Source organism: Selenomonas sp. oral taxon 126, assembly GCF_001683335.1.
Taxonomy (GTDB): domain Bacteria; phylum Bacillota; class Negativicutes; order Selenomonadales; family Selenomonadaceae; genus Centipeda.
In genome coordinates, this window is sequence record NZ_CP016201.1 from 744,972 (window position 1) to 764,333 (window position 19,362).

The window sequence follows — 19,362 nt, forward strand, 5'->3', positions numbered from 1 at the left end:
GATACGAAATCGTTTTGACTTCGTATCGCGTCTTTTTGTTATAGGTCGTACTTGAGAGCACAATCACTCAGAAGCTATAGTTCACCCCGACGAGGAAGGAGCGCCCGACGGTGCGGTAGGTGCCGCTGTTCGTGTAGTCGCGGCGGTTGAAGAGGTTGTCCACGTCGAACGTGCCCGTGAGATCGGGTGTAAAGCGATAGGCGACATGGAGGTTCGAGACGAGAAGGTTACGCGGGATGGGAACGAAGGAGACACGTTCTGTACGCGTGTTCGTGCTGTTATACCCGCGATCGCCCCAATAGCTGAGGCTGAGCGCCGCCGTGAGATCGCGGTTCTCATAGTTCACGCCCGCCGTCATCTGATAGCGGCCGAGTGCGCGCACCCAGTCCTGCCCTTCCTTGTACTTGCGCTCGGGGTTGCCGTAGGTGACGCCTGTGCTGAAGCTAAAGTGCGCGCTCACATCCTGTGCGTAGGAGAGCTCCACGCCCGTATTGCGGTAGGAGGCGGCATTCGTCTGATATGACCTGCCATCCGTTCCCTTGATGCCGACGATCTGATCGCTCACATCCGTATGGAAGACGCTCGCGGTGAAGCGGCGACCCTTGCTGTCGTATTTGTAGCCCGCCTCATAGTTCCAGCCCGACTCGGGACTCAGATTCGGATTCGGCACCATGACCGCGCTCGCATAGTAGAGGTTGCGGAAGTTCGGCATGCGGAAGAATTTACCGACGCTCGCATAGACGGCGCTGTCACGGCTGAGCCGCGTCGTCACCTGCAGCTGCGGGAGGAAGGCGCTGTAGTCGCCCGCCGAGGACTTCACCCAATCCGCGCGCGTACTCACGATTGCCGCCGTCACGGGACTGAGGTCACGGTCGTACGAGGCGACGAGCGAGTATTCATTCATCCCGTAGGGGCCGAACTTCGCGTAGGGTCTGAGATCGCTGTCGCTCTCCCGGTACCTCCTGTATTTCCGATTCTGATCGACATAGGTCTGACGCTTGGCGGAGAGCCCAACGAGGGTCGTGCTCACATCGTCCTTCCAGACCTTCTTTACCTCCGCGCCGTAGTGGCGGTGATGGCTCTTCTCCCACTCGACAACGCTCGGATTCGCCGTAAAATAATCCGGGTTCGAGATCGAACGGTAGTTGTAGTAGACATTCCCCGACCATCCATTTGCGCCCTGATAGTTCAGATTTGCGAAATGTTCATCATCGTCGTATTTAAAATACTTCAGCAGTCCGCCCTCCGTGTCATTGTAGTGGATGGAGTGATTCTTGCCGCTGTACATGTAGGAAAGGCGCAGTTCATCGCTGATCTTGTACGTCAGGTTCACGTGATCCTTGCGGCTCTTGCCGAACCCGACGGCATAGGGCGTTTCAGTCCCATTGATCTTCAGATTCCCCAGCGTATCAGACAGGTTGCCCGTCGCGCCGTAGTACGTCCGACTGACGGCAATCCCGACCTTGCCGAGGTCGATAGTCGCCGCATAGTCGCGCTGCCCGCGGTCTCCCGCTGCAACACGTACCGTGTTCTTGTACGTACTCTTCGTAATGACGTTGACGACGCCGCCAAACGCCTCCGAGCCGTAGAGCACGGAGCCGCCGCCCTTGACGACCTCCACGCGATCCACGGCGTCGAGGCTCATCATGTCGAGATGGCTGACGTTGTTAAAGGACGCGGGCACACCGTCGATAAGGACAAGTGTCCCATTCTCCACGCCGCGCAGGTTCACGCCCGCATTGCCCGTGATCCACGTCTGCCCGTCGGGACCCATGTTCGTGAAATGCACGCCGTTCTTGAATTTCAACGCGGAGATCACGTCGCGTGCGCCCGTTTTCTTCAGCTCGTCGGCTGTGTAGACCGTCGTGTCTGCGGGCGTCATGAGCGTCTCTTTCTCATAGCCCTGCGCCGTCACGTTGACCGAGGGCGTCTCATAGTTCTGCGTCTCCTCTGCCGCCGCCAGTGCGGGAAATGCGCAAAGCGCGCACGTCATGCCTGCCATCCATTGTTTCGTTCCCATAGGATCCTCCTTGAAATAAAATGTATGCAGAACGCTCGGAATGCGTCCATGCAAGCTCCACGCAAACGCTTAGTTACTTTACTCCCCCTCCGCCACGCTCAGATGACGCCTGACGGGCTGATCCACCAGATCTCCGTAGGCCATGTGTGCAATGTCCTGCGCACCGAACACCATGTCCTGCGAGGCGTTGTAGATATAGCCCTCATGCGGGCGTACAATCTGCTGATTTCGGATCGCCTTCACCGTTTGCAGGGCGGGATCGTCCAGATACTCGCGGTTAAACTTCTCGATGTCGTAGCTGCCGTGATCGTTCCAGACGGGCACGATCATGACATCGGGATTCACCGCGAGGATGTGCTCCTTCGTCAGCGCCTGCCCCGCCGTGAGGCCAATCTCCGCCGCGCCGTTGACGACCCCCGCCATCGTGCAGAGATGATCGAACAGCCCGCCCTTGCTCCCGAACGTCGGCGACATTGAGATCACGAGCACCGTCTTGCGCGCGGCAGGCGGAATCTCTGCAACGCGCGCGGCGAGCGCCTGACACTCCGCATCGTAGGCAGCAATGAGTGCCGTCCCCTTCTCCTCCTCGCCGAGCGCGGCGGCGACAAGCTGCACCGCTGCCCGCACTTCGTCCGCCGTACGCGGCTTCTGACAGGCGACGACGCGGATGCCAAGATCGCGCAGGGTTTCTGCGACGGCGGCATCCTTTCCCACGTCGAGAAAGACGACATCGGGATGCAGGGCAATGACCTGCTCCGCTGACGGCTGATTGAGCTTCACGGGGATTTTCTCTGCAATCCCTACGATGTTCGAGCTGTTCGGGTCGTCCGCCAGATGGTCGATGCCCACAAGCCGCTCAGGCGGGACAAGCCCGAGCACAATATCATCGAGCCAGAGCGCATAGTTCAGCACGCGCACGGGCTTTTCTGCAAAGGCGACCGTCCGTCCCTCGGCATCCGTCACGGCGTAGCCCCCCGACTGTCCCGTAGGTGCAGCGCCGCAGCCGAGTGCTGCGAGCATGAGCATGAGTGCGAGCGCCCCAACAAGCATACGCATACCCTCACTCCTTCAGTGATTGCACGCCAAAATCATACTCCGGTGCAAAGTCAAACAGCCCCGGGTACATATAGTTTGCCATGTAGCCGATGGCATCGATCGTCCGCGTCTGCGGTCCGTAGACGAATTTCAGCGGAATCGGATAGAGCCGCCCGTCTCGGATGAAGTTCAGATTGCGAAAGGCGGGATTGCTGCGAATCTTCGCCAGCTGCCCCTCGTCGTCCCCATAGGAGACGAGAAAGACAACGTCGGGATTCTCCGCCATGATCTGCTCCGCCGTCACCGCCGCCGAGGTATGCGGGACATCCCCGCCGATCGCGCTGACCATATCGCCCGCAATCTTGTCGCGCCCGTAGGAGGCGATGATGCTTATGAGGTCGAGCACCATCACCTTCGGCGGCGTGCCGCCCTCTGTCTGCGTACGTATGAAGTCAATCCGCGCGTAGGTATCATCTACAATCCGCTCCGCCGCCCGTTCCCTGTGAAAGATCGTGCCCAGATCGCGGATGAACTTCATCTCGCGCTCAATCGTCTCCCGTTGGTTGAGCTTCCCGGGCGCGGTCGTATTGAGCGGCACCATTGTCGCCGTACCCCGTTCGTTCCAGTACGCCGTGCTCCCAAGGCGGTTTTTCGAAAAGAATTCCTGTTGTGCGACGATCAGATCGGGTGCAAGCGCGAGCAGGCGCTCCGTATTGATCTCCGCGCGCCCCAGTTGGGGGAGCGCGTCAAACGCCGCCTGATTGCACGCCTTGATCCCATACGTCGGATTGTTCTGCGAGGGCGTGACAGAGACGATCCCCTCCGTCACGCCGAGATCCAGCAGGGTCTCTGACTCATTTGCCCCGATAATGACAATGCGCTGCGGCACGGAGGTGAACGTCTCGCGGTTGACGCCCGTTTCAAAATAATTTTCAACGCTGATATTTTCGACCGTAACGGCACCCGTCGTCGGCACCTCCGCGCGCTCCGCCGTGCCGCACCCGCCAAGGAGGAGCGCGGCGGACAACAGACAGCAAAGCCCCCACCTCATGACGAACCTCCCGCATACATGCGGCGGCAGAGCATCCACAGGAAGAGCGGTGCTCCGACAAGCGCCGTGGCAATACCGATGGGAAGCTCCATCCCGGGGAAGATATTACGCCGAACGATGTCCGCACAGGCGAGGAACGCGCCGCCGACAAGCGCACTCATGGGAATCACGCGGCGATGGACGCTGCCCGTGACGAGGCGGACGGCGTGCGGGACGAGCAGCCCCACGAACCCGATCATCCCCGCCACATAGACCGCAGTCCCAACCATGACCGCCGTCGCTGCAATGTAGATTTTGCGGTAAAGCGCGAGATCGCGCCCCATGCTCAGCGAGAGCTCATCCCCCACGAGCATGAGGTCGAGAATCCGCCGCTGCGTATAAAAGAACAGGACGCCGAGCACCGTGACAGCGAGCAGCGGCACAGCCGCCCCCCAGCCGCCCGTCACAATCCCGCCCATCATCCAGAACTGGATGGAGCGCGTCTTGCTCGGCTCGGCGAGCGCCGTCACGAGGAAGCTGACACCCGCCGAGCAGGCGGCGTTCAGTGCAAAGCCTGCCAGAAGGAGTGTCAAGCTCCCGCCGCTGCGCTTCGTAAAGGACGCAATCACGAGGATCAGGAGGGATACGGCAGCCGCGCCCAGAAAGGCAAAGGCACCCGTCCCGTCGAGTCCCAGAAATGTCCCGATGCCGAGCGCAATCGCCAGCACTGCGCCGAGGCTCGCCCCCGCCGAGACGCCGAGCAGATAGGGATCGGCGAGAGGGTTACGCACCACTGCCTGCATCACCGCGCCGCAGACGGCAAGCCCCGCCCCGACGAGAAAGGACAGCACGAGGTTCGGCAGGCGCAGATATTGCAGGACATCCTGCCGAATGCTGCCCGCCCCCGTCGGATCGAGCAGAGTCAGCCAGATATAGTGCAGCGTCTCCGCGAATCCGAGGGTGATGACGCCCTGCCCAAGCGCATAGATCGTGAGGAGAACGACGGCAAGCCCCACGAGGGAGATACGCAGCGCTATCATCCGCGCGCCCCCCTCTCGTAGACCACGGCGGGCCGCCCGTCCGCGCGCGCGAACACGCTCGCCCTGACCCGATAGAGCCGCTCGATCAGGGCGGGTGTGAGCACCTCGTCAGGCGTCCCCTCCGCGATGATCTGTCCCTCCTGCAGCGCGACAATGCGGTCACAGTACATCGCCGCGATGTTGAGATCGTGCACCGCCGCAATAACCGTCAGGCGGCGCGCGGCAATCAGATCCATGATCTGCAGCTGATAGGTGATGTCCAGATGGTTCGTCGGCTCATCGAGGATCAGGCACGGCGTCTCCTGCGTGAGCGCACGCGCCAGCATGACGCGCTGCTGCTCCCCGCCCGAGAGACGGGCAAAGCTGTCGCGCTCCATGGAGAGCACCCCCGTCTCACGCATGGCGCGCCGCGCGATCTCCACATCCTCCGCGCTGTCCCCCTCCGTGATCCCCTTGTACGGCGTGCGCCCCATGAGCACAACATCGCGCACGGAGAAATCAAATGCTGCGCTGTGATGCTGCGCGAGCACCGCCGTCTCCCGCGCACTCTCCCTGTGGGAGAGCGTCGAGAGTTCCCGTTCACCGAGCAGGATTCGCCCGCCCGAGGGCTTTAGGATACGATAGATACACTTCAGCAGCGTCGACTTGCCGCTGCCATTCGGGCCGATCAGCCCCGTGACCTGCCCCGCCGCAAAGGTGACCGACACATCCTTTAGGACAGGCTTTGTCCCATACTGCGCCGACACACCTGCAATCTCAATCTTCATCCCGCCCCTCCAAACCGATATGCCCGCCGCATGAGCAGGACGACAAACGCCGGCGCGCCGAGAAGCGCCAGCATAACGCCGAGCGGCACATCCACGCCGGGCACGAGTACCCTGCCGAGGATGTCCGCCCAGACGGCGGCAAGCCCGCCGATCAGCACCGCCACGGGGACGAGCCGCCGGTGATCCGCCCCCGTCAGCATCCGCACGAAATGCGGCACGAGCAGCCCGATAAAGCCGATCAGTCCCGCATTCATCACAATGCAGCCGACGAGCAGCGCATTGAGGAGCAGATACAGCCGCACAAAGGGCAGCAGCGGACGCCCGAGCGGAATCGCCGTCTCCTCGCCCGCCAGCAGCAGATTCAGTATGCGCGTCTGCGTCATAAAAAAGCCCAACATGACCGCCACCACCGCGAGCAGGGTCAGCACCCACGGCAGCTTTGCGGCGGCGATGCTCCCCATCAGCCAGTAGAGCGTCACATCCATCCCCGTCGAGTTCGCCCCGAAATAGATCAGAACGCCCGTGATCCCGCTGCACACAGCGCCGATTGCAATTCCAAAGATCAGGAAATACGAGACATCGCGCTGCACCTGCCCCGCTGCTGCCACGATGACAGCGGAGAGTGCGGCGGCACCGACAAAAGCGCCGACTCCGATGGAGCCGGCGCCAAATGCCGAACCGATGCCGAGGAAGACTGCACAGGCAGCGCCGAGCGAAGCCCCCGACGAGATCCCCATGATGTAGGGGTCCGCCATCGGATTGCGAAAGATCGCCTGCATCAAGATCCCTGAGAGTGCCAGCCCCATGCCGACTCCTGCAGCGAGCAGGACGCGCGGCAGACGCAGCGCGAGAATTGCGCCCGCCGCACCTGCGTCGCTCCCCGTGAGCACATCTCCGAGCACCTCAGCCGCCGCTGCAGGTGAGAGCGGCAGATAGCCGATCATCAGCCCCGCAAGACAGGAGCAGAGAAGCGTAGCCCCCAATAGTCCCGCGAGGATGGCGACAGGGCTCTCCCGCCAAATTCGGTCCATCACGCCGCCCATCAGATCTCGAAGTTCGCCGAGAACGTGAACGTGCGCGGTGCGCCAAGCGCGAGGCTCGAACTGTCTCCGCGCGGATTCCAGTAGTCCTTGCCCGTCACATTGTAGACCATCGCAGAGAGCGTCACAGGTGTCCTGCCCATCGTCGTCCGATAGGTCGCGCCGAGGTCAAAAAGGGTATGCGACGGCACAGGAATCGCTCCACCGTTGATAACACTGTCTCCCACATAGTTCATGCGGGCAATCAGCGACCAGTCCGTCGTCGGGCGGTAAACCATGCCGAGCGTCCCCGTCCAGTACGGCATACCGTCGACGCGCTTGCCGTCATTCGTACCGCGTGCGGTCTTGCTCTGGCGCACGTCCAGATAGGTAAAGCCGCCGATGAGCTCCAGCTTCTTTCCGATCGTCCCCGTGAACGCCCACTCTGCGCCCTTGTTCTTCTGCTCGCCATCAATGCGGCGATACTTTTGCGTGCCCTCGTATACGTCGATGGCATTCGCCTGTCGAATCTCGAAGTAGCTGAACGTATTGAGGAACTCCCCCGTCTGCATCTTCACGCCGATCTCATTCTGCTTTGTCTTCGAAGGATCCAGCATCTCGCCTGCATTCGCATAACCTGACGTTGTCGAAACGGTTGAACCAAGCCCAAAGCTCTCCGTGTGATTCGCATAGACGGTCACATTCGGCGCAACCCTGTAGTTGACAGCAACGGTCGGCGAAATCGCATCGGTCTTTGTACTGCTCTTGCCCGCCGGACTCAGTTTCACACTGTGTCCGTGAATGCCCACAGTAACCTGCAGACGGTCGTCGAATGCCTTCATCGTATCGACGACATGCCACCCCGTCAGCTGCGTATTTCGGCTGTGCGGCGGCTTCAGATGCGGGATCTCGGGGCTTGCCCATGTATTGTCACGATAGATATTGCCCGTCCCCGACCAGCTGAAGGCGGGATTATTGCCAATGTAGTAGTGCATCCAGTTCTGATCCATCCCCACGATATAGTCATGGCGCACCATACCCGTACGGAAATCGCCCCGCAGACCGACGCCCACATAGGTGCGCGTGAGGTCGAGCGGATAATTGCTCATGGAAATTGTAAAGTCGCCGCTGTCGTTCTGAACCGTTGGTGAGCCGTCCACATAGCCGTACCAGTTCTCATGATGGTATCCGGCATTGAGGAAGGCGGTCAGATGCGCGCCGAGTTTCTGTTCGTGATTCAGCGCTGCAATGATATTGTCGTATTCATTGTACGACCATGCGGGCTTATAGCTGCGCGAGAGATCAGGCGCAGAGGGAAGCCCGGTCACATTGGCGCTGCCGAATTTAAAACCGATGCGCATCGGACCCGCATTGTGCTTCGTATGGTTGTAGCCGAGCAAGAGATTTGTACGGGATTTCTCCGTATGTTGGTCGAGGTTGACGAAAATATTCTGCCTCTTCAATTCCTCGTGCTTGATTGCCGTTTCCCCGTGCGTATTTGTCGCCGTAATGCGTACGCCGTAGCGATCGTCCTTGCCGAATCGGTTGCTGACATCGACAGCCTCCTCGACGGAATGTCCACCGAGATAGGAGAGCCGCGCCTCAACCGCATCGCGCTCCGCCTTCTTCGAGACATAGTTGACCGTGCCGCCCACAGCTTCGCTGAGCGTCGTTCCACTGACGCCGAGATTCGGACCCGAGATTACGCTGACACTGTCCACCCAATAATGCGGCAGATTCATCTGACCGAGCAGCCCCGGAATGCCATTGACGTATTCGCTGTGCCCTGTGATACGGAATCCTCGGATTGCAATATCCTGATACAAATGACTCGTCAGCACGCGCACCGACGGATGGAGTGAGAGCACACCGTTAACGCCGTCCGAAGGGCTGGCAAACGTCTTCATCGTCTTCTGGTTGAACGCCGTCACCGTGAACGGCGCGTCCATCACATCCTGCGAGCCGAGCAGACCGACCGAGGGCTTGCTGCTCACAAATCCGCCGGGCAGTGTCTCCTCTTCCTCTGCCGCTGCTGCAGGGCGCTCCCCCTCAACCGTCACAGGTGCAAGCTCGTAGGAGTCTATCTCCGCCGTCTTCTCGGTAGCACTTGCCGCCCCCATCCACACCGAGCCAACCGTCGCGAGCGCGATTGCGCACATGAGCTTTCGTTTTGTCATCTCCATTTTCCTCCTCGACCTAGACGGACAAATCTGTCCGTACTCCCCTAAAGTATTCCCCCCGAATTCATTGCGCTCGTCATGCAAAAACCCCGTCCACAGCAGAACGGGACTTTAAGGAAGCACTGATAAATTCAGCACCGCCATCTTAGCGCATCTTTTCCGCCCTCTCCGCGTCGACAAATCCTCCACATAGCCTTTGCTATGCGTCCGGTTTGTCTCCTTGACAGGACGAAAAATCTACACCAATCTGACGGACTTCATTTTATCAGCGTTTCCTTTCACGAAAAAAGCCTGCCGTCCTGTCCATCGCAGGATGCAGAGGAGCGGCGCGTCCCCCACGGGCGCAACGCTCCGGCGCACGAGACTCGGTAGGTCTTCTGGCTCTGCCTCATCGTCTGCTCCGCCTTCCCGGTTTCCCAGTGACATATTGGAGCATCCTCAGCATTACAGCGGCGGGACCGCATCGGCTCTCAGATCTGCCGCCCGCATGGGTCGGCAGTCCCCGATTTCCCTGTTACGCCCTCTCGGGCACCGAATCTGCTTATGAATTTGTATGACAGTATAATTAAAGTATATGACCTTGTCAAGGAATTCACGTTCTTTTCCCGCAGAAAACAAACATTTTCACGTATGAACATGCTTCGATAATAACTGCCGTTTATGCTTTCAATGTTAAAGTTTCATGGGTCTTTCACCCAAAACAAGCAGGAAAAGAGGAATAGAGAGAGAATTATAAGAATTCGTCGAAAGAAAGTTTCCGAAATGTATACGGAAACTAAATCGGGGTTGTTGATACCCGCAGCAATCCCGAACGAACTGTATGAATAGGAGATGTATTCATGGATGCAGCAATGCTGACACTGGGTGTTCTCGGGGTGGCGGCGTTCCTCTTCGCCACAGAGATTATCCCTCTCGCCGTCACGGCAATGGGCGCGGCGATCGCGCTCGGCCTCTTGGGGGTACTCACCCCGGCACAGGTTTTCTCAGGTCTCTCTAATTCCACCGTCGTCCTCTTTGCCGGTATGTTCATCATCGGCGCCGCGATGTTCCAGACGGGACTCGCGCAAAAAATCGGCATCGCCGTCGTCAAAAAATCGGGCAATGACGAGCGTGCATTAATGGCGGCACTGATGCTCATAACGATTGTGCTCTCGTCCGTGTCCTCGAACACGGCGACGGTTGCCTGCCTCATGCCCGTTGTCATCCAGATCTGCGCTGCGGCAAAGCTGCCCGTCTCGCCGCAGCTCATGGCGCTCGCCGTCGCAGCAAACGTCGGCGGTACGATCACGATGATCGGCACGCCGCCGAACATCCTCATGAGTGCAACGCTTGGTGCCTCGGGGCTGACGCCGTTCGGCTTCTTCGAGTTCGCGTGGATCGGTGTCCCGCTCTCCATCGTCGGCGTGATCTACATGCTGACCATCGGCCGCAAGCTCTGCCCGCGCAGACTCGTGGACAGCGAGGCGGTTACAGGCGAAGCGGAGGAGGCAAAGGATCCGCGCAAGATGATCATCTGCGCCGCCATCCTCGTCGGCGTTGTCATCGCAATGGTGCTCGAAAAGCAGATCAACGTTCCGATGCAGACCTCGGCGATCATCGGCGGCCTCCTCTGCGTCCTCACGGGCTGCCTCACGGAGAAACAGGCATATCAGGGCGTTGACTGGACAACGATCTTCCTCTTCGCCGGAATGCTCCCGCTCGCGAGCGCCATGGATCACAGCGGTGCGGGCAAGCTCATTGCGGACTTCGTCGTCGGTCTCATGGGCGACGCCCCTGCCCCCATGCTCATTGTCGCGGCGATGTTCGTCCTCTCCTGCGGTCTCACACAATTCATGTCAAACACGGCAGCAGCCGCACTCCTCGCGCCGATTGCGATCTCCATCGCCCAGACCATCGGCGTCTCCCCGTATCCGGTCGTCATGGCCATCGGCATTGCGGCATCCTGCGCGTTCACGACGCCTGTCGCAACCCCGCCGAACACCCTCGTCCTCGGCCCCGGTCAGTTCCGTTTCATGGACTATGTCAAGGTTGGCGTACCGCTCGTCATCATCTCACTGCTCGTCTGCCTTGTCGTCATCCCCATCGTCTGGCCGTTCTAAAAACTTCCTAAATATAAGCGGCAGCTGCGGATATCTCCGCGCATCGTGCTGAACCGTGAATGAATTGAACTGAATTGAAAAGTCGTTCACCGCATGACAGGTGTGCCCACGGGTGCACCTGTCATTTCACGGCGCGCTGTGCGCCGCAGCATGATGAGGAGAATATCATGAAAAAAGAAGAAATGCTGAACCATCTGAAGGCATTTGACCCCGCGATCTTCACTCTCCTGCAGGACGAGATTCAGCGGCAGCGCTGCACCCTCTCACTGGTGCCGACGGTCAACGCCATGTCGCCGCTCGCCGCCTTTCTCGAGGGGAGTGCGCTCGCGAACAGCACCCTCGAGGGCTGTGGGGAGCGTCATGCCAGCTCCGTCGAGGAGCTCGTACGCACGCGTGCACAGGAACTCTTCGGCAGTGAGCACGCTGTCGTGCGACTCGGCAACATCGCCGCTGCCTCGCGCGTCGCATTTCTCGCGCTCCTGCAGCCGGGGGACAAGGTACTCTCCTTCAACCTGCGGAAACAGGAGCATTGCGCGGGACTGAGCTACCATTTTGAGAACTTCGGTATCGACCCGACACTCCAAAAGGTGGATTGGGATGAGGTCATGGCGATGGCGGAGCGGATCAAACCGCGCCTCATCATCTTCTCGCCCGTCAGCTATCCGTGCGTGCCGAACTACGAGCGGCTCGCCGCCGTTGCGCACGCCGTAGGCGCATATCTCTGGATCGACATCGGGCAGTGCGTCGGGCTCGTCGCGGCGGGACTCATCCCCTCGCCCGTGGCGATTGCCGACGTCGTCAGCTTCCCGACGAACGACTCGCTCCGAGGGCCTGACGGCGCGATCCTCCTCTGCAAAAAGGAGCTTGCGCCGCAGATGGATGCCGCCGTCGCGAACACGGGACATATCTCCCTGCACATGAACCACCTCGCAGCGCTCGGCTTTGCCCTGCACGCGGCAAGTCAGCCGAAATTCCGCGCGTACGGCGAGCAGGTGCTCGCGAATAGCCGGGCCCTCGCCGCTGCGCTCAAAGAACGCGGCATCAACCTCCTCGCGGGCGGCACCGAGACCCATCTCATCCTCGCCGCCCCCGCTGCGGGCGTTGACATCACAGACACCGTGCACGCCCTCGGACGCATGGGCATCTACGTCAAGCGCGACAAGATCCCGACCATGCGCCCCGAGATCCTGCTCTCCGCACTGCGCCTCTCGACGCTGAACCCGACCACGCGCGGGCTGAAGGAGGCGGATATGCCCGTCATCGCCGACGTGCTCGCACGCACCCTCAGCGGAAAATGCCCCGCCGAGGAGGAGGATGCCACGCGCATGAAGATCGCAAAGCTCCTCATGGACAAGCCCGTCTTTTCCGAGGAGTGGATGAACGTCGATGCCACCGCGCAGACCGTCGCCCCCTCCTCCGACACGGGCAGCGTCCACGAGCACGCCGCCAGCGAGCGCAAGTCCATCCTCAAGCATTTGTTCCAATAACGGAGCAGTAACCAAACTCCGACCGCGTGCAGAAGTGTGCGGTCGGAGTTTTTGATTTCATCGCATAAAATATTCAGAAGCGTCAACAAATGGATGATTTGTGCGCCGCATTGTGCTATACTAAAGGGACAAGACTGAAATGGATGCGTCTGCCCCTAAGCGCCCCCTAGTGGAGCAAAGGGATGCACGGCGCATGTTATGACGCATACATCCATTTTTACGGAAGAGGAGAATTGCCCATGAAACGTGCAGAAGTCGTCAGCCATCTCAAAACCTTTGACCCCGAGATCTATAACCTCTTGGAGGAGGAGCGCCAGCGCCAGCACTACACCCTCTCCCTCATGCCGAACATGAACGCCATGTCGCCGTTCGCGAAATATCTTGAGGGCAGTGTGCTCACGAACAGCTTCTTTGACCGCCACGACGAGACCACGAGCGGCGGACTCCACCTCGATGCCATCGTGCGCAGGCGTGCCATGGAGCTTTTCCACAGCGACCATGCCATCGTGCGCCTCGGCAACATCGTCGCCGCCTCGCGCGTTGTCTTTCAGGCACTGCTGGAGCCGGGCGATACAGTCCTCTCCTTCAATCTCAGGAAAAAAGATCACGTCACGGGTCTCTCCTACAACTTTGAGAACTACGGCATCGAGCCGGGCTCGCAGGAGATCGACTGGGGCGCAGTGCGGGCGCAGGCGGAGCGCGTGAAGCCGCGCCTCATCATCTTCTCGCCCGTCAGCTATCCGCGCACGATCGACTATCAGATCCTCTACGAGATTGCACAGACCGTCGATGCCTGCCTCTGGGTCGACATCAGCCAGTCCGTCGGTCTGGTCGCGGCAAAGCTCGTCCCCTCGCCCGTGCCTCTCGCCGATGTCGTCACCTTCTCCACGCGCGACTCGCTCAGAGGACCCGACGGTGCCGTCCTCCTCACGAAGCGCGATATCGCTGCACGCATGGATGCGGCCGTCATCAACACGGGGCATGAGGCGTTGCACATGAACCACCTCGCCGCGCTCGGCGTCGTCCTGCGCGAGGCGGGCAGCGACCGCTACCGCAGCTACGCCGCGCAGGTCGTACAGAACGCGCAGGTGCTCGCGCGCACCCTCGCCGACCACGGCGCCTCCGTCCTCTGCGGCGGCACGGACACCCACCTCGTCCTCGCCTCTGCCGCCGCCGGCATTGATACAGCAGCTGCGGTCAAGGCAATCGGTCAGATGGGCATCCGCGTCAAGACCGACAACGTCCCCACGATGAACTCCGGCCTCTTCCTCCACGCCCTGCGCCTCTCGACCTCGAACCCGACCACGCGAGGTATGCGTGAGGAGGACATCGCCTACATCGGCTCGCTCCTCGCAAAGCCGCTCACCACCATTCTCTCCCACGAGGAGATCGAAAAGACGCGGCAGGAAATCCTCGCCCTCGTCAAGGATGCCCCCGTCTTCTCCGAAGAGTGGATGGGCGACTCCGAGGGCTGAAATCGCAGAATCGCTATTTGCATAGAACAGCGCCCCACCGAGAATGATCGGCGGGGCGTATTTCGTTGCAGATGAATGCATTTGATGCTATACTGAAAATAAAAAGGAGGTGTGCCCTATGGCAAACGCTTTGGTACAATTTCGCACGGATGAGACGGAGCGGACAAAAGCCGCCGCGATCTGTGCCGCACTCGGCATGGATCTCCCGACCTATCTTCGTATGTGCGTGTCCCGCCTCGTCCGTGAGCGCGGGATCCCGTTTCACATGCATCTGGACGACGCGCCGATGATACGCGGCATCCGCGCAATGCAGCAGGCCTCGATGATTGCACGCGAGCAAGGCATTGCAGACACGAGAAATGCTCAATCGATTGATCTGACCCACCAAGAAAAACAGAAGGACTTCATTTCTTGAAATTTTCCGAAATCCTTATTGACAATATATAGTACAACGTGCGATGCTGCGCAGCATATCGTTTTCAGATACGTCCCCGTCCCCTCCTTCATCGTCCCGTCTTTGCAAATCAGGCAATTCATCACTGCTCCACCCCGATGATTTCCTTCCATATATATCCCTCTCTGACGCCCGAGTCGCTGTAGAGGATGTCCTCGGCGACGAAGGTGGCGGCGAGTGTGTGCGCGATGACCATGCCGGGGATGATATTGTGGAGGCGGTCGGGTGCGGAGCGCAGGAGAACGGCGGTATCATGCTCACTGAGGGACTGTCCCGTGGAAAACAGGCCGATCATCGCGGGCAGATGACACACGTCGATGAGGCGGTTCTGCTCCTCGGGATAGAGGAGTGCGTGCATGCGGCTCGCACTGCTGAGCACCCCGCCCATGCCGATCATGTGCTGCGCGCGTAAGGCACGCAGGTCGGGTGCGCCCGCGAGGATATCCGCGACTGCCGCGCGGATGCACCCACATTCATCGGGGGTCGGGAGGAGTCCCGCAACATGCGCCTTCGACATGGCAAGTGAGCCGATCGGGAGACTCCAACGCCCCTGCATCTCGTGCGCCGCATAGGAGATGATCTCTGTGCTGCCGCCGCCAATGTCGACCATGATGCCGTCCGCATGCGCAATGCTCGCAGTTGCGCCGATAAAGTCATATGCCGCCTCCTCCTCGCCGCTGATGATGCGGATGGAGACGCCCGTGCGCCGCATGATCTCCTCCGTGGCGGCGCGGCTGTTCGTGGCAGAGCGCAGCGCTGCCGTCGCAAAGGCATGAACGTGCGCGATGCCGAAGGTCTCGATGAACTCCATAAAGCCGCGCAGGATTTTGACCGTCTTTTCGACGCCCTCACGCACGAGCCGGCCGCGCGAGAGATAGCCCGCAAGCCCGACCGTATGCTTGCGCTTCAGCAAAAGGGTAAACTCTCTGCCCTCGATCTGATAGATGGCCATGCGGATGGTGTTCGACCCGATGTCGATGATTGCGTGCAGCATGGGACTAGCGCTTCAGCCCGCTGCCGGGCACGGGGATGATGACGCGATAGTTGTCGGGCATGCCATCCGCAAAGAAGGCACGCGCGCCCGCAAGCCCCGCCGCTGCGGTCAGCTCGGCGTAGATGCCGCGCCGATTGAGGGTCTTTGCCGCCTTCAGGATCTCGCTGTCCTCGACGGCGACAACATCGCCCCCGCTGCGGCGCAGCGCCTTCAGGATGTCCTCCATGCGCGGCGGCGCCCCCACGCGGATGGTCTCGGCAATCGTATTCTTGCGCGGCGTCTCGGGCAGCTCGTGGAACGCCTCGACGACAGGTGCACACTTTGTGCTCTGAACGCCGACAAAATGCGGGAGCCGCCCAATCTCGGCAAAGCCCTGGTAGAGTCCGAGGAGGAGCGAGCCGTTCCCGACAGGGACAAAGATATAGTCGGGCACCGTGTCGCCAAGCTCGTGATAAATTTCGTGTGCCATACTCTTGATTCCGTCGGCAAAGAGGGGGTTGTAGACGTGCGAGGCATAGTAGTCGCTGCCCAGTTCCGCGCGCAGGACACTGCTCGCGTTCATGCGCCCGTTCGGCACGCGCACCACCTCCGCGCCGTACGCCGTGATCTGCTTAGCGCGCTCGGCGGAGATGTCATCGGGCACGTAGACCCTGCACGCAATGCCCGCCGCCGCCGCATATGCCGCGACCGCCGCGCCCGCATTGCCCGCCGAGTCGACTGCGACACGGTCGATGCCGAGATGCGCAAGCTCGCCGATGAGGCGCTTCGCCCCGCGATCCTTGAACGAACCGGTCGGCTGGCGATCCTCCATTTTGAAGTAGTAGCGGCAGCCGTCGATGACGAGCGGCAGGAGTGGCGTCTCCACCTCACCGAGCGTCACCGCCTCGTGGCGGTCGCCCGCATCCATCGCGCTCTGATACAGACGAAAAAGCCCACCGCATTCACACGCATAGGCGTGCGTTGCGACGGGGTATTCCTTTTTGCAGCGCTCACAGTAGAAGTGCATGATGGATCTCCTCCTTCGGAACGTATGAGATTGTAACAGTATATGAGCAGATAAGCCTCCCCCGCCAATGCGGGGGAGGGGCCTGTGCGCGGAACGTGTAGACCGCTTGCGGTGGAAGGGGCACCCCCTATCGGCTCACTGCGTTCGCCACTTCCCCCGTCCCGACAGGGGAAGCTGAATTACCATCCGCCCCCTCATCCGTATGATCCTCGGTCAGCGCGTGGTTGCCGAACATGGTCGTCAGCGTCTCGCGCGTAAAGCCATAGGCAGGACTCGAGAAATCCTGTCGCGGATCGTAGCGATTGTTCGGCGCGCCGAGAAGTCCGCAGACCGTATCGTACATCATATCGTTCGTAAAATACGCATCGCGGCGGGATTCGAGCGTCGCTGCACGATTCGGCAGTGCCGCGCGGTACTCGGGGGAGAGATAGATGAAGAACGGGATGCGCACCATGTCGAAGCTGAACACGTCGGGGTTGTGCGAAATCTTCAGGTTTTCCCCGTGATCGGAGAAATAGACCATTGCACGCAGGTTCAGATTCTTCTCCGCATAGTTGAAGACCTGCGAGAGGATGTAGTCCGTGTAGAGAATGCTGTTCGCGTAGGACGGTGCGCTTGTCATCGCCGATTCGCCGTCCTCAGCAGTAAACTTCGCCCATGCATCGGGATAGCGGTTGTTGTAGTAGATATGACTGCCCATCAGATGCAGCACAATGAAGTTGTTCACATTCGGGTCAATACGCGTGAGGTACGGGAGCAGTTCCTCGTCATACTTTGTCGTAAAGGTGTAGGAGTCGTCCGTCCACTCCGCCACGTCCGCCGTCTTTGCGACCATCGTGATCGCACTGTCGAACTGCCCATAGCGCCCCTGATTGCTGAACCAGTAGGTATGATAGCCGATCTTCTTCGCCACATCGAGCAGGGATGCCGACTCAAAGAACTCCTTGTCGTTGTACTGGCTCTTCTCCGTCAGGGCACGCTCGAGAACGGGCACGGTCTGCGTCCAACAGGAATAGGTGTGCGGATAGACGAGGAAGCCCTCGCGCTCCGCCGCCATCTGCTCCATCCACGGCGTATTCTCGTACGGGAAAGACGGCGTGTAGTAGTGCATATAGTTGCGCGATGCCGACTCACCGATGATGAAGATGACCGTCCCCGGTGCGCGCGCCGCGAGGGTATTCTCCGTATCAATGATGAGCGACGCATACCTCTCATCCTGATGAAGTCCGTACGACTGCGTCTCCTCAACATACGTCGTCACGTCATTGTAAAGCCCCGCAATCGAGCACTCCGGGATGAGGACGATATGTACCCCCGCCGCGACAATCATGACGAGGACGAGACTGCCCATACGCGAGCCTTCCGTGCTCGGATAGATACATCGTGCAAACACAAGGTAGCTGCGGTATGACAGATAGATAAGCACGAGGAGCAGGACGACCACAAGCACGGCGGGCAGAATCCCCACCGTCGACTCGATATAGTCCCCCGCCTCGTGCCAATTCGTCAGGTAGAGCGCCATGAGCGACGCGGGACTCAACGCGTGCCAGACCGTCATATAGTATGCGATCTGTGTCATCGGGATGAGCGACATGAGAAAGCCGAGCACGGCGAGCAGCGCCGCCGTCAGCCGTTTGTGCCCCAAGTGAAAGAGTACACCGCCGAGCGCGGCAAGGGCGAATATCTGCGCCGTCCCGATGAGAAAGTCAAAGAAAATCAGCGAGTGGTACCAGTCGCGCTCGTACGTCCACGTATAGAGCAGGGGGAATGTGAGGCACCAGAGCAGTCCCGGCACCATTGCCCCCAGCATCCCGCGCGAGAAGAGCGGAACCCCCGTCCCATACTGCATGAGCATCAGCACGCTGATGACGGGAAGGAGCGCGGGGAGAAAATACTCCGCGCCCATATCCTGCCCCATATTGATATAACACGCGATCAGCGTCAGGAAATATGCGCCCGCCGCGACTGCTGCGCGAATCCACTCATTCGCCCGCTCCGTCGAAAGATTCATTGTTTACTACACTACTCCATGATAAAGATTTCGAGTTCCTGTCTGCCGAACATCAATGCTTCAGCATGACTGTCAAACGCAACGTCGATACGATAGCCATGTATCCCGCCGCCAATGTCCTCTGCCACCGCCTCGCCGTAGCCGGGGATGAAGACGCGCGTGCCGAGCGGAATCACCGACGGATCGACCGCAATCACACCGCGCCGCACCATCGTCCCCGTCGCCGTATGCTTGCCGTTGCCGGGATCGAACGCGCTGTAGCCCGTCGCCGAGACATAGACCGCGCGCCCGCTGCCTCGGCTGACCTCATGTGCGCGCTCCTCATGCGTGCGCTCCTCGTGAATCCCGAGCGCCACAGGATCATATGGCTCGCCGCCCGAGAGCGCGAGATAGGTAGCCTGACCGCAGATGCCGTCCACCGTGAGCCCATGCTTCTCCTGACATCGCTCGATTGCCGCGCGCGTCTTGGGTCCTGCAACGCCGTCCGCCGCGCCCTCAAGGAAGCCCCCCTCGATGAGGAGTTCCTGCACATGCGCCACGACCGCACCGCGCATCCCCTCCTCCACGCGGATATGCGCCGCCTCAGCGGGCGCATGGAGGGCAAGCGGTGCCGTTACGGCGAGCGCTGTCCCGAGCGACAACGCCCCCTTGAAGCGCCGCAGCTCCCTGTGCCGCCGCGCCCTCTGCATGATTTTTTTTGCTGCCAAAAGGAGTTTCCGTATCTTCATTCCATCGCGCTCCCTTC

General features: G+C 60.3%; 16 protein-coding genes and 1 riboswitch. Of the genes, 4 read left to right on the forward strand and 12 right to left on the reverse strand.

Translation table 11 applies throughout. The annotated features are described in order from the left end of the window. Nucleotides 1–67: 67 nt before the first annotated feature. The 8 genes from AXF19_RS03225 to AXF19_RS15055 all read right to left on the reverse strand — a co-directional run bounded on the left by AXF19_RS03225 (nt 68) and on the right by AXF19_RS15055 (nt 9,328). Nucleotides 68–2,020: a TonB-dependent receptor plug domain-containing protein gene (locus AXF19_RS03225; protein ID WP_084784752.1), complete on the reverse strand. Its 1,953-nt coding sequence runs from the start codon at nt 2,018–2,020 to the stop codon at nt 68–70. Between the two features lie 78 nt (nt 2,021–2,098). Continuing rightward, entirely contained in the window at nt 2,099–3,076 is a 978-nt protein-coding gene (locus AXF19_RS03230; protein WP_066844941.1) for an ABC transporter substrate-binding protein, read from the reverse strand. A 4-nt stretch (nt 3,077–3,080) separates the two neighbouring features. Beyond that, nucleotides 3,081–4,106 carry an ABC transporter substrate-binding protein gene (locus tag AXF19_RS03235; protein WP_066844943.1) on the reverse strand — a complete coding sequence of 342 codons (1,026 nt, stop codon included), beginning with the start codon at nt 4,104–4,106 and terminating at the stop codon, nt 3,081–3,083. Continuing rightward, nucleotides 4,103–5,125 (reverse strand): FecCD family ABC transporter permease, encoded by a 1,023-nt coding sequence (locus tag AXF19_RS03240; RefSeq protein WP_066844950.1) that lies wholly within the window; start codon nt 5,123–5,125, stop codon nt 4,103–4,105. The genes AXF19_RS03235 and AXF19_RS03240 overlap by 4 nt, the downstream gene beginning before the upstream one ends. Further along, nucleotides 5,122–5,892, reverse strand: coding sequence for an ABC transporter ATP-binding protein (locus AXF19_RS03245; protein WP_066844953.1), 771 nt, complete (start codon nt 5,890–5,892; stop codon nt 5,122–5,124). The genes AXF19_RS03240 and AXF19_RS03245 overlap by 4 nt, the downstream gene beginning before the upstream one ends. Continuing rightward, nucleotides 5,889–6,923, reverse strand: a complete 1,035-nt coding sequence (locus AXF19_RS03250) for a FecCD family ABC transporter permease (RefSeq protein ID WP_066850009.1) — start codon at nt 6,921–6,923, stop codon at nt 5,889–5,891. The genes AXF19_RS03245 and AXF19_RS03250 overlap by 4 nt, the downstream gene beginning before the upstream one ends. 11 nt (nt 6,924–6,934) lie before the next feature. Further along, the gene (locus AXF19_RS03255) at nt 6,935–9,088 is read right to left on the reverse strand and encodes a TonB-dependent receptor (RefSeq protein WP_237141680.1); all 2,154 of its coding nucleotides are present in this window, start codon (nt 9,086–9,088) and stop codon (nt 6,935–6,937) included. 114 nt (nt 9,089–9,202) lie between these two features. Next, the gene (locus tag AXF19_RS15055; protein WP_237141729.1) at nt 9,203–9,328 is read right to left on the reverse strand and encodes a secretion protein HlyD; all 126 of its coding nucleotides are present in this window, start codon (nt 9,326–9,328) and stop codon (nt 9,203–9,205) included. Nucleotides 9,329–9,441: 113 nt separating this feature from the next. After that, nucleotides 9,442–9,642: riboswitch (cobalamin riboswitch) on the reverse strand. A 288-nt stretch (nt 9,643–9,930) separates the two neighbouring features. On the opposite strand from AXF19_RS15055, the gene AXF19_RS03260 reads away from it, so the two are divergent. The 4 genes from AXF19_RS03260 to AXF19_RS03275 all read left to right on the forward strand — a co-directional run bounded on the left by AXF19_RS03260 (nt 9,931) and on the right by AXF19_RS03275 (nt 14,567). Beyond that, complete coding sequence (locus AXF19_RS03260) at nt 9,931–11,190, forward strand: SLC13 family permease (protein ID WP_066844958.1); 1,260 nt, start codon at nt 9,931–9,933, stop codon at nt 11,188–11,190. 167 nt (nt 11,191–11,357) lie between these two features. After that, entirely contained in the window at nt 11,358–12,677 is a 1,320-nt protein-coding gene (locus AXF19_RS03265; protein ID WP_066844963.1) for a serine hydroxymethyltransferase, read from the forward strand. A 239-nt stretch (nt 12,678–12,916) separates the two neighbouring features. Then, nucleotides 12,917–14,152, forward strand: a complete 1,236-nt coding sequence (locus tag AXF19_RS03270) for a serine hydroxymethyltransferase (RefSeq protein ID WP_066844966.1) — start codon at nt 12,917–12,919, stop codon at nt 14,150–14,152. 118 nt (nt 14,153–14,270) lie between these two features. Continuing rightward, complete coding sequence (locus AXF19_RS03275; RefSeq protein WP_066844970.1) at nt 14,271–14,567, forward strand: type II toxin-antitoxin system RelB/DinJ family antitoxin; 297 nt, start codon at nt 14,271–14,273, stop codon at nt 14,565–14,567. A 121-nt stretch (nt 14,568–14,688) separates the two neighbouring features. Here AXF19_RS03275 and AXF19_RS03280 read toward each other — a convergent pair whose 3' ends face one another. From AXF19_RS03280 to AXF19_RS03295, 4 genes are all read right to left on the reverse strand, one after another. Then, entirely contained in the window at nt 14,689–15,600 is a 912-nt protein-coding gene (locus tag AXF19_RS03280) for a Ppx/GppA phosphatase family protein (RefSeq protein WP_066844973.1), read from the reverse strand. A 4-nt stretch (nt 15,601–15,604) separates the two neighbouring features. Beyond that, nucleotides 15,605–16,606 (reverse strand): pyridoxal-phosphate dependent enzyme, encoded by a 1,002-nt coding sequence (locus tag AXF19_RS03285; protein ID WP_066844976.1) that lies wholly within the window; start codon nt 16,604–16,606, stop codon nt 15,605–15,607. Between the two features lie 127 nt (nt 16,607–16,733). After that, nucleotides 16,734–18,617 (reverse strand): phosphoethanolamine transferase, encoded by a 1,884-nt coding sequence (locus tag AXF19_RS03290; RefSeq protein WP_066844979.1) that lies wholly within the window; start codon nt 18,615–18,617, stop codon nt 16,734–16,736. Between the two features lie 11 nt (nt 18,618–18,628). Beyond that, nucleotides 18,629–19,345, reverse strand: coding sequence for a 3D domain-containing protein (locus tag AXF19_RS03295; RefSeq protein ID WP_066844982.1), 717 nt, complete (start codon nt 19,343–19,345; stop codon nt 18,629–18,631). Nucleotides 19,346–19,362 lie beyond the last annotated feature (17 nt).